The sequence below is a fragment of the Streptococcus sp. 2020WUSS089 genome, assembly GCF_044427405.1.
Classification (GTDB): Bacteria; Bacillota; Bacilli; order Lactobacillales; family Streptococcaceae; genus Streptococcus; species Streptococcus hashimotonensis.
On record NZ_JAOTGD010000019.1, the window covers coordinates 1 to 10,681 of the forward strand.

Annotated in this window: 7 protein-coding genes and 6 pseudogenes; 4 read left to right on the forward strand and 9 right to left on the reverse strand. The window is 32.2% G+C overall.

Translation table 11 applies throughout. The features are described 5' to 3' along the window. Positions 1–54 precede the first annotated feature (54 nt). The gene (locus ODU46_RS09850; RefSeq protein ID WP_029180466.1) at positions 55–735 is read right to left on the reverse strand and encodes an IS6-like element IS1216 family transposase; all 681 of its coding nucleotides are present in this window, start codon (positions 733–735) and stop codon (positions 55–57) included. Positions 736–949: 214 nt separating this feature from the next. On the opposite strand from ODU46_RS09850, the gene ODU46_RS09855 reads away from it, so the two are divergent. Together ODU46_RS09855 and optrA are read left to right on the forward strand one after the other, a co-directional pair. Then, the gene (locus tag ODU46_RS09855; RefSeq protein WP_222813104.1) at positions 950–1,732 is read left to right on the forward strand and encodes an AraC family transcriptional regulator; all 783 of its coding nucleotides are present in this window, start codon (positions 950–952) and stop codon (positions 1,730–1,732) included. A gap of 330 nt (positions 1,733–2,062) precedes the next feature. Continuing rightward, the gene (optrA, locus tag ODU46_RS09860; RefSeq protein WP_105138726.1) at positions 2,063–4,030 is read left to right on the forward strand and encodes an ABC-F type ribosomal protection protein OptrA; all 1,968 of its coding nucleotides are present in this window, start codon (positions 2,063–2,065) and stop codon (positions 4,028–4,030) included. Positions 4,031–4,233: 203 nt separating this feature from the next. On the opposite strand, the pseudogene ODU46_RS09865 reads toward optrA, so the two are convergent. Further along, a pseudogene (locus tag ODU46_RS09865) lies at positions 4,234–4,521 on the reverse strand (transposase); the annotation flags it as partial. Between the two features lie 33 nt (positions 4,522–4,554). Between ODU46_RS09865 and catA the strand changes: the two are divergent. Continuing rightward, a pseudogene (catA, locus tag ODU46_RS09870) lies at positions 4,555–5,274 on the forward strand (type A chloramphenicol O-acetyltransferase). Positions 5,275–5,813: 539 nt separating this feature from the next. Here the strand turns inward: catA and ODU46_RS09875 are convergent. After that, the gene (locus tag ODU46_RS09875; RefSeq protein ID WP_029180466.1) at positions 5,814–6,494 is read right to left on the reverse strand and encodes an IS6-like element IS1216 family transposase; all 681 of its coding nucleotides are present in this window, start codon (positions 6,492–6,494) and stop codon (positions 5,814–5,816) included. A gap of 74 nt (positions 6,495–6,568) precedes the next feature. Here ODU46_RS09875 and ODU46_RS09880 point away from each other — a divergent pair. Then, positions 6,569–7,033, forward strand: a pseudogene (locus ODU46_RS09880) (transposase); the annotation flags it as partial. Positions 7,034–7,162: 129 nt separating this feature from the next. Here the strand turns inward: ODU46_RS09880 and aph(2'')-Ia are convergent. From aph(2'')-Ia to ODU46_RS09910, 6 genes and pseudogenes are all read right to left on the reverse strand, one after another. Then, positions 7,163–8,602 carry an aminoglycoside O-phosphotransferase APH(2'')-Ia gene (aph(2'')-Ia, locus tag ODU46_RS09885; protein WP_001028144.1) on the reverse strand — a complete coding sequence of 480 codons (1,440 nt, stop codon included), beginning with the start codon at positions 8,600–8,602 and terminating at the stop codon, positions 7,163–7,165. Beyond that, entirely contained in the window at positions 8,603–8,968 is a 366-nt protein-coding gene (locus tag ODU46_RS09890) for a GNAT family N-acetyltransferase (RefSeq protein WP_002303448.1), read from the reverse strand. Between the two features lies 1 nt (position 8,969). Further along, a pseudogene (locus ODU46_RS09895) lies at positions 8,970–9,092 on the reverse strand (adenine phosphoribosyltransferase); the annotation flags it as partial. A 43-nt stretch (positions 9,093–9,135) separates the two neighbouring features. Then, positions 9,136–9,999: an aminoglycoside nucleotidyltransferase ANT(6)-Ia gene (locus ODU46_RS09900; RefSeq protein ID WP_002294505.1), complete on the reverse strand. Its 864-nt coding sequence runs from the start codon at positions 9,997–9,999 to the stop codon at positions 9,136–9,138. Positions 10,000–10,031: 32 nt separating this feature from the next. Next, positions 10,032–10,439 (reverse strand): annotated as a pseudogene (locus tag ODU46_RS09905) (methyltransferase domain-containing protein); the annotation flags it as partial. Next, positions 10,439–10,681, reverse strand: a pseudogene (locus tag ODU46_RS09910) (rRNA adenine N-6-methyltransferase family protein); the annotation flags it as partial. The pseudogenes ODU46_RS09910 and ODU46_RS09905, both read right to left, overlap by 1 nt.

The window sequence follows — 10,681 nt, forward strand, 5'->3', positions numbered from 1 at the left end:
GGTTCTGTTGCAAAGTTTTAAATAAAGAATAAAATCCCTTACGGTATCTATGATTTAAGCTGGGATTCCCAATAATACCTTGATTTCAGTACAGACCGAAAACCCGAAGAGAGTGCCTTCTTTTCGGGTTTTCTTATATAATCCTCGGATGGCTTCCATGCCTTTAATCGTTGTAGAGGCAGTGCGTAAACTTCGATAGAATTTATTGCGTCTCTTTACTGGACGATGGTCTTGTTCAATCAAATTATTCAGGTATTTAATGGTACGATGTTCTGTCCCTTGATAAAAGCCGTATTCTTTTAGTTTCTTAAAGGCACTTGTAATAGAGGGGGCTTTATCTGTGACTACAACCTTCGGTTCATCAAACTGCTTCACTAACCGCTTAAGAAAAGCATAGGCTGCTTGTGTGTCCCGTTTTTTACGTAACCAAATATCCAAGGTTAAACCATCTGCATCGATGGCTCGATACAAATAATGCCATTTTACTTTAATTTTGATGTACGTTTCATCCATTTTCCATGAATAAAAGGATTTTTTATTTTTCTTTTTCCAAATTTGATAGAGTAGTTTGCCATATTCTTGCACCCAACGATAAATCGTCGTATGAGAAACGTTAATGCCACGATCATATAAGATTTCTTGAACTTCACGATAGCTAAGGTTATAACGAAGATAGTAGCCCACGGCTACAATAATCACATCCTGCTGAAATTGCTTTCCTTTAAAATGATTCATCGTCATTCCTCCTGCTATCTTTTTCTATTATTCTACCTTATTTGATAGTAGATTTAAAACTTTGCAACAGAACCTATTTATGTTACAATAATATTGACTTTTAAGAAAGGATTGATTCTAATGAAGAAAGCAGACAAGTAAGCCTCCTAAATTCACTTTAGATAAAAATTTGACTGTGCTCGATATCAGAAAGTTTAGTGAAATATGTGTGATGATGTATTACTTTGCATTAGATAAGAATTTATCTTTTTCTATTGAGAGTTTAGTGAATAAACTGGTACAATTTTTTTCGACTGATATCATGGGACTACAAACGTCTGAGCTTTCAAAGCGGACGATTGAACAAAGTTATCAGGACTTACGAACAAGACTTGAGCTTGTCCAAAATGGTGATATAACTACACTTAAACAGCTGAACCGGGATCAAGATTACCTTAATGCACTTTTTGAATTTTGTAATAATGAACAATCAACAAAATCCATGCTGACATTCTGTCTGTATCTATCGATGTACTATGCTATTGCTGGCGGTCTTCCTATTGAAATGTCAGGTGCAATCAGTAGCTATTACGGAAATCGCTTTAGTTCTCTGAGAAAAAGAGAAGAGTCCGTTGCTATGTATAACAGTATTTTGGAGCATTTCGCTTTAAGTACTGCAGATTATAGAGTATCTGGTGTCTCTTCAGACATAGCAAAAGCAGTCAGGATGATTAAAAGAAATATCAACCGTCAGCTCACCATTCAGTCAATATGCACAGAAATTGGTCTAAGTCAGTATCACTTCATGCGTAAATTCAAGATAGATATAGGTATGACTGTTGGTGCATACATTAAGAAGGAGAAAATAGCATATGCCAAATTTCTATTGGTATATACGAATCAGTCAATATCAGAAATTAGTGAATATCTTATATTTAACTCACAAAGTTACTTCACATCCGTGTTTAAAAAAGAAACAGGAAAAACGCCTTTTGAATATAGAAAGAGTGATTTGTAAAGCTGATGGCTAATGCAAAGAATCAATTGCGGCAATCCTTTTGTATCTTTTTCCAGTGTGGCTGCGGTTTCTGTTGACGGGAACAGCAGGGCATATGCGGAATCTGGTGTCGGATGAGATAACGGATCAGTTACTTTGTTTTTATCAGAAAGGGTGTAAGCTAAAACTTAGGCTAGCCATTGCGCTAGCGATTTGGTACAATAAGGGGGAAGTTGAATTATATTTGAAACGATAGGAGGGAGAAGCAAATGAAATCTACAACTAAAGTAACATTTAAAGAACTCCATGTATAGGTGGCTGTGACAAGCTTTACATGGAGTAGAATAATTATTGTCCAAAGCCACCTTTGCAATTGCTAGTACTAACGCAAAGGAGGATATGAAAATGCAATACAAAATAATTAATGGTGCCGTTTACTATGATGGTAATATGGTGTTGGAAAACATCGATATTGAAATCAATGATAATGAAAAGATTGCTATTGTTGGTAGAAATGGATGTGGAAAAACAACCTTGCTAAAAGCTATTATAGGCGAAATTGAATTAGAAGAAGGAACTGGTGAAAGTGAGTTTCAAGTAATAAAGACCGGTAACCCTTATATTAGCTATTTAAGACAGATGCCTTTTGAAGATGAAAGTATATCAATGGTGGATGAAGTCCGTACGGTATTTAAGACGCTTATTGATATGGAAAACAAGATGAAACAGCTGATAGATAAAATGGAGAATCAATATGATGATAAAATCATCAATGAATACTCTGATATCAGTGAAAGGTATATGGCTCTTGGAGGTCTAACCTACCAAAAAGAATATGAAACGATGATTCGTAGTATGGGTTTTACTGAAGCAGATTATAAAAAACCCATTTCTGAATTTTCAGGTGGTCAGCGAACTAAGATAGCTTTTATAAAAATACTTTTAACAAAGCCAGACATTCTATTACTTGATGAACCTACTAACCACCTTGATATAGAAACAATACAATGGTTGGAGAGTTATTTGAGAAGTTATAAATCTACATTGGTTATTATTTCCCATGATAGAATGTTTCTTAATCGAATTGTGGATAAGGTTTATGAAATCGAATGGGGAGAGACCAAATGTTATAAAGGTAATTATTCAGCCTTTGAGGAGCAAAAACGAGAAAATCATATCAAACAGCAAAAAGATTACGACTTGCAACAGATAGAAATTGAAAGGATTACACGCTTGATTGAACGTTTTCGTTATAAACCTACGAAAGCTAAAATGGTGCAATCTAAAATTAAATTATTACAGCGTATGCAAATATTAAATGCACCAGACCAATACGATACAAAAACTTATATGTCTAAATTTCAACCGAGAATCAGTAGTTCAAGGCAAGTATTAAGTGCTTCAGAACTTGTGATAGGCTATGATACTCCTCTTGCAAAGGTTAATTTCAACCTTGAAAGGGGACAGAAGCTTGGAATTGTTGGGAGTAATGGTATTGGTAAATCCACGTTGCTTAAAACACTTATGGGTGGTGTGGCAGCATTGTCTGGAGATTTTAAATTCGGATACAATGTTGAAATTAGCTATTTTGACCAACAGCTTGCTCAAATCAGTGGAGATGATACACTATTCGAAATTTTTCAAAGCGAATACCCTGAGCTAAATGACACAGAGGTCAGAACTGCTCTTGGCTCATTTCAGTTTAGTGGAGATGATGTTTTTAGACCGGTGTCCTCTTTGTCAGGTGGAGAAAAGGTTAGATTGACATTATGTAAATTATTATATAAACGTCCTAATGTTTTAATCTTAGATGAACCGACAAACCACATGGATATTATTGGAAAAGAGAATTTAGAGAATATCTTATGCAGTTATCAAGGTACAATTATTTTTGTGTCACATGATAGATATTTTACTAATAAGATTGCTGACAGATTACTTGTTTTTGATAAGGATGGTGTAGAGTTTGTACAATCTACTTATGGTGAGTACGAGAAAAAAAGGATGAATTCTGAAAAGCCATTTAATAACATTAAAGTTGAGCAGAAAGTAGAGAAAAATAACACAGTAAAAGGCGATCGTAACTCCATTGAGAAGGAGAAGGTTAAGAAGGAGAAACGAATTGAAAAGCTTGAAGTGTTAATAAATCAATATGATGAAGAATTAGAAAGATTGAATAAAATCATTTCTGAACCAAACAATTCTTCTGATTATATAGTACTGACGGAAATACAAAAATCAATTGATGATGTTAAAAGGTGTCAGGGTAATTATTTTAATGAATGGGAACAGTTGATGAGAGAATTGGAAGTTATGTAATTTTTGAGTTATGCAATAAGGATGTAAAAGTGTTAATGATACATTCTGGTTGTTGAAAATGTAAAAAAATTAATGAATTTTTATTAGATATAATCGCTATGTGAAGACCTTTTGAGTTTGGGCTCTTTGTCAAATCGGACTGATGAGTCGGATATATAAGATGATAAACTTGAGATTACTCTCAGATTTATCATCTTTTTTAGTTATTTAATTTTAATAAGGCCGTTTATCAAGAAAATTCTTATACGCATATTTGTAAATGAGTTGAATCCGTAGGAAACTCTTTTAAGTGTTTTTATATGAGTGTTCTTAGCTTCAATTTTTCCATTGGAAAAATTATATTTAAGAGCGTTTCTAATACCTTCTTCATAGGAAATCAGATTTTCTATTTTATCTCTAAATTGTGTATCCAAGCTATCAGGTAGATTTTTCAATAGTTCGAAAAAGGAACGGTCATCTTTGTTTCTAAAGTGATACATTAATAAATGGAAAATGTCGGCTCTATAATTTAGGAGGCATATCAAATGAACTTTAATAAAATTGATTTAGACAATTGGAAGAGAAAAGAGATATTTAATCATTATTTGAACCAACAAACGACTTTTAGTATAACCACAGAAATTGATATTAGTGTTTTATACCGAAACATAAAACAAGAAGGATATAAATTTTACCCTGCATTTATTTTCTTAGTGACAAGGGTGATAAACTCAAATACAGCTTTTAGAACTGGTTACAATAGCGACGGAGAGTTAGGTTATTGGGATAAGTTAGAGCCACTTTATACAATTTTTGATGGTGTATCTAAAACATTCTCTGGTATTTGGACTCCTGTAAAGAATGACTTCAAAGAGTTTTATGATTTATACCTTTCTGATGTAGAGAAATATAATGGTTCGGGGAAATTGTTTCCCAAAACACCTATACCTGAAAATGCTTTTTCTCTTTCTATTATTCCATGGACTTCATTTACTGGGTTTAACTTAAATATCAATAATAATAGTAATTACCTTCTACCCATTATTACAGCAGGAAAATTCATTAATAAAGGTAATTCAATATATTTACCGCTATCTTTACAGGTACATCATTCTGTTTGTGATGGTTATCATGCAGGATTGTTTATGAACTCTATTCAGGAATTGTCAGATAGGCCTAATGACTGGCTTTTATAATATGAGATAATGCCGACTGTACTTTTTACAGTCGGTTTTCTAATGTCACTAACCTGCCCCGTTAGTTGAAGAAGGTTTTTATATTACAGCTCCAGATCCATATCCTTCTTTTTCTGAACCGACTTCTCCTTTTTCGCTTCTTTATTCCAATTGCTTTATTGACGTTGAGCCTCGGAACCCTTAACAATCCCAAAACTTGTCGAATGGTCGGCTTAATAGCTCACGCTATGCCGACATTCGTCTGCAAGTTTAGTTAAGGGTTCTTCTCAACGCACAATAAATTTTCTCGGCATAAATGCGTGGTCTAATTTTTATTTTTAATAACCTTGATAGCAAAAAATGCCATTCCAATACAAAACCACATACCTATAATCGATAACCACATAACAGTCATAAAACCACTCCTTTTTAACAAACTTTATCACAAGAAATATTTAAATTTTAAATGCCTTTATTTTGAATTTTAAGGGGCATTTTAAAGATTTAGGGGTAAATCATATAGTTTTATGCCTAAAAACCTACAGAAGCTTTTAAAAAGCAAATATGAGCCAAATGGTTCTGTTGCAAAGTTTTAAATAAAGAATAAAATCCCTTACGGTATCTATGATTTAAGCTGGGATTCCCAATAATACCTTGATTTCAGTACAGACCGAAAACCCGAAGAGAGTGCCTTCTTTTCGGGTTTTCTTATATAATCCTCGGATGGCTTCCATGCCTTTAATCGTTGTAGAGGCAGTGCGTAAACTTCGATAGAATTTATTGCGTCTCTTTACTGGACGATGGTCTTGTTCAATCAAATTATTCAGGTATTTAATGGTACGATGTTCTGTCCCTTGATAAAAGCCGTATTCTTTTAGTTTCTTAAAGGCACTTGTAATAGAGGGGGCTTTATCTGTGACTACAACCTTCGGTTCATCAAACTGCTTCACTAACCGCTTAAGAAAAGCATAGGCTGCTTGTGTGTCCCGTTTTTTACGTAACCAAATATCCAAGGTTAAACCATCTGCATCGATGGCTCGATACAAATAATGCCATTTTACTTTAATTTTGATGTACGTTTCATCCATTTTCCATGAATAAAAGGATTTTTTATTTTTCTTTTTCCAAATTTGATAGAGTAGTTTGCCATATTCTTGCACCCAACGATAAATCGTCGTATGAGAAACGTTAATGCCACGATCATATAAGATTTCTTGAACTTCACGATAGCTAAGGTTATAACGAAGATAGTAGCCCACGGCTACAATAATCACATCCTGCTGAAATTGCTTTCCTTTAAAATGATTCATCGTCATTCCTCCTGCTATCTTTTTCTATTATTCTACCTTATTTGATAGTAGATTTAAAACTTTGCAACAGAACCGGATTAGTCTCTGCCATTAGAAAATCCTTCACCAACGTAAGTTGGCAAAGATGCCAAGTTCACTTCCTAAGAAATATCTTTACCACCATTCCTAAAAAAAATTCAAAATCTTTCAGAGAAGCTGTTAAAGGAATTTTTAAGTTCACAGATATTAACTTAGCGCGTGAGGCTAAAAATCGATTGATTCATGATTATATCGATCAACCAAAATATTCAAAAGCTTGCGCATCATTGGATGATGGATTCGAAGACGCCTTTCAATATACCGTACAAGGAAATTCCCACAATCGACTAAAGAGTACCAATCTAATTGAACGACTGAATCAAGAAGTACGCAGAAGAGAAAAGATTATTCGCATCTTCCCCAATCAAACATCAGCCAATCGCTTAATTGGAGCCGTTCTTATGGACCTACATGATGAATGGATTTATTCTTCAAGAAAATACATCAATTTTGATAAGTAGAAATGGTAAAAACATTGTATAGCATTTTACACAGGAGTCTGGACTTGACTCACTTCCTTTATTATTTTTCATTTTTTTAAACTATTTAATACTAATGTCTTTTATAATAGCTTTTCATATATTATATAATCAATCTTTATAAGTCCTTTTATAAATTTCTTTTCTACCATTTTCGATAAATTCCTGTTTAATATTTTTAATTCCATAAACAATAGTTTCAATAGGATAATATTCTTCAACTATATCTTGATATTCTTTTGCTTTCTCAATATCTATATTTCCATACATTCTTAATATATCTTCTCCAAAATTTGTTCCTATTTCTTCTTCACTATCTTCAAGTAAGTATATAAAATCACAATATTCATCTATAATTCCAGAATCTCCAAAATCAATTATTCCAGTTAATCTATTATTGCCATCTAACAATAGATGATTACAACTAAAATCATTATGGCATAAACACTTTTTACCCTCAAAAACTGTTGTTGCATTTAGTCTTTCCATAAAACTTTCTATATAATCTTTTTCTATATCAGTTAAATCATTATAAATAGTTTCACGCAACAATATATACTCTTCTAATACATTTTGTTTATTATCAATAGTACATTCACTAATATCTGTATAATCTAAACCGTGCATTTGTCTTAAAAAACTGGCAATATCTCGTTTTAACAAATTTTGTTCTTCTTCTGACATAGTAGAATAAATTTCTGGTGTTAAAAAAGTTCCTTTAATTTCTTTATAACCTAGTATAGATAATTCATCACTAATATACGAATATTCAATATTAGGAATTTTTACATTAGTTTCTAAATTTGTATTTAAAAAATTATATATTGCTTTTTCTTTTGCATAACCTTTTTTCTTATTAGTACTAAATTTTGTTTTAAAAATGTATTCATTATTAACTAAATATGCCACACTATCATAACCACTACCGATTATTTCAATACTATCTACTTTGAAATTATCAAAGTAATGCTCAATTAAATATTTCATTGCCTTAACATTTGTGGCATTATCATCATATCTATATTCCATTAAATAACAATCTTCTTTTTTGCCCTCGTGTAATTCATGTTCTGGCAAATCTTCAATAATTCTAAAACCAGATTTTTGGTATGCCCTTATTGCTCTTGGATTATTTTTATGAGGGTCTAAAATAACTGCATTAGCATTTCTTTCTTTTTTCAAAAATTCAAAAATCAATTTAATATATCTTGTACCAATTCCTTTACTCCAATAATTTGGCTCTCCTATAAATTGATCCATACCATAGACTATCTCATCAGTTTTTGGATAATGATAATCAGTATATAACTCATCATACATTTTATATATTTGTCCATATCCAATAGGAACATTGTTATATTCAATAATTACTCTAAAAACTTCATCTTCCCAAGGCTCTGTATAATGTTTTTTTAATGATTCTAATGTATATTTTTTATCTCTACCACCATAAAATTCTAATACTCTTTCATCAGTTAACCATTTTAACATCAAAGGAAAATCATCATCTATTAAAGTTCTTATACATATTTCATTTTCAACTATATTCATTTATTTATCACCTTTTTCATAATCATATACATATACTATTTCATCTTTATAATCATTTTTACCACCTAATTTTTCATATACATGGCAAGCTCTAGGATTACCTTTATCAGTTATTAAAAACATTTCAGAACAACCAATCTCTTTAGAATATTCCTTAATAAAAGATAATAATTTTGAACCATAACCTTTGTCTTGATAGTTAGGTAACATTCCTATTGAGTGTAAATAAAACATTGTTTTTCCATCAGGTCTTAAAAGTGTATAGCAATATGCAAATCCTATAATTTTATTATTTTCTTTAGCTATAAACCCAAATGAACTGGTATCATTAAGAAATCCTTTTAAATTATCAATATCAAAAACCATATAGTACTTTTACAATTTTATCAAAAACGGTTTTATGTGTAAAAATAGTTAGTAAATCATATTTTCCAATTGAGTTACGAGGTAATATACCTCTAATTTCATTTATAACATCAGTACTTTCCATACATTTACACCCCTTGCTTATGGTTAATAATCTTTGCTAATCTTTAAAAATAGTCATTTTCAACATATTTTTTATACATGTCCTCGGTATATCTTGTTATGTTCTTACCATACTCTGGATAATCAAACCCCAGTAGTTCTGCTACCTCTTTGGACACTTCCCTGAACAATTGGTGGCATATAAATAATGACTTCCAAATATTTTCATAGGAATCCATGCGATATGTAGATAATAATCTATTCCATAGATCTTCATCAATGTATTTGTTAATATACTTATAATTTTTCCCAACACTTAATGAAAATTCTGTCTTTATCCCAACCTTCCACGACATCATCCTAAGTAGTTCAAACCGTAGAATCTGGTTCAGATGATCGATTGCAAACAGTATCTCTTTGCGGCACAATCCTTTAATAACATAAGGTGTTACATTCCAAAATTCATTGCAGCAATCATCATACTCCCTTGCGCTTGGCTTTCTTACATGATAATCTATATCAGTCGGAACTATGTCCCTTTTAATTCTACAATCTTTATCAATTAGAACCTTTATTAATTTATCGCCCTTTAGGTAATTATCTAACTCTTCCAAGGGCAATAAGGTAAGATCAATTTTATTGTAATCATCAAATAGCATAAGATAGGAAAATCCCTTTTCTTCAGGTGGGAATAATTCCATATCCTCCGGCTTTTGCATCATTATTATATTCCCAAATTGATTAAGCCAGTCATCATTAGATATAAACGGTTCTATATCACTTACAAAATATGTAATATCATAATCCTGAAATTCATCTTTAGGTATATTAATATTTGCGCGTGACCCCTCAAGGGTCACAATTCGAATACGTTCATCCTGTTCTGCTAAAGAAAGTACTAAATCCATCATTTCTTTTTCTGATCTCATTTACATACTCCTCGTTTATTTTTTCTATATTATTACATCTTCTTTTTTGCCGATACAATCAGCATCATTGGGCGTCGCATTTCATCCGCCATCCCCGGAATATCCATCATGTTCTCTGGCGGCTGTGGCTCCACAATCTGATTTATTATAAAACTATTTGAAAGCAGTGTATTTAGATATGTGGTCAGTGTTCTATGATATTTTGTAACCTTTTCTTCCAAAAACATAGCTGTCCGTTTGCCCTCATAATAATAATTGTCCACCGGGAAATGCAGTATTTCTCCTTTTTCGTTATAATACCAGTCTTGTGTTCCATGAGCAGTAAAAACAGGATGTTCAACTGTAAAAACTAAATTGCCACCAGCCTTCAGCATCCTATATATCTTTTTTATTAAATTCTCATAGTCTGCTACATAATGAAACGCAAGCGAACTTAGTATTTAAGCAATTGCTTAATCGAGACTTGAGTGTGCAAGAGCAACCCTAGTGTTCGGTGAATATCCAAGGTACGCTTGTAGAATCCTTCTTCAACAATCAGATAGATGTCAGACGCACGGCTTTCAAAAACCACTTTTTTAATAATTTGTGTGCTTAAATGGTAAGGAATATTCCCAACAATTTTATACCTCTGTTTGTTAGGGAATTGAAACTGTAGAATATCTTGGTGAATTAAAGTGACACG

Bases quoted from the DNA above. Each gene is read 5' to 3' on its own strand.
- ODU46_RS09850 (WP_029180466.1), bottom strand. From the start codon at position 735: ATGAATCATTTTAAAGGAAAGCAATTTCAGCAGGATGTGATTATTGTA.
- ODU46_RS09855 (WP_222813104.1), top strand. From the start codon at position 950: ATGTATTACTTTGCATTAGATAAGAATTTATCTTTTTCTATTGAGAGT.
- ODU46_RS09875 (WP_029180466.1), bottom strand. From the start codon at position 6,494: ATGAATCATTTTAAAGGAAAGCAATTTCAGCAGGATGTGATTATTGTA.
- ODU46_RS09890 (WP_002303448.1), bottom strand. From the start codon at position 8,968: ATGGTTTTTGATATTGATAATTTAAAAGGATTTCTTAATGATACCAGT.
- ODU46_RS09900 (WP_002294505.1), bottom strand. From the start codon at position 9,999: ATGAGATCAGAAAAAGAAATGATGGATTTAGTACTTTCTTTAGCAGAA.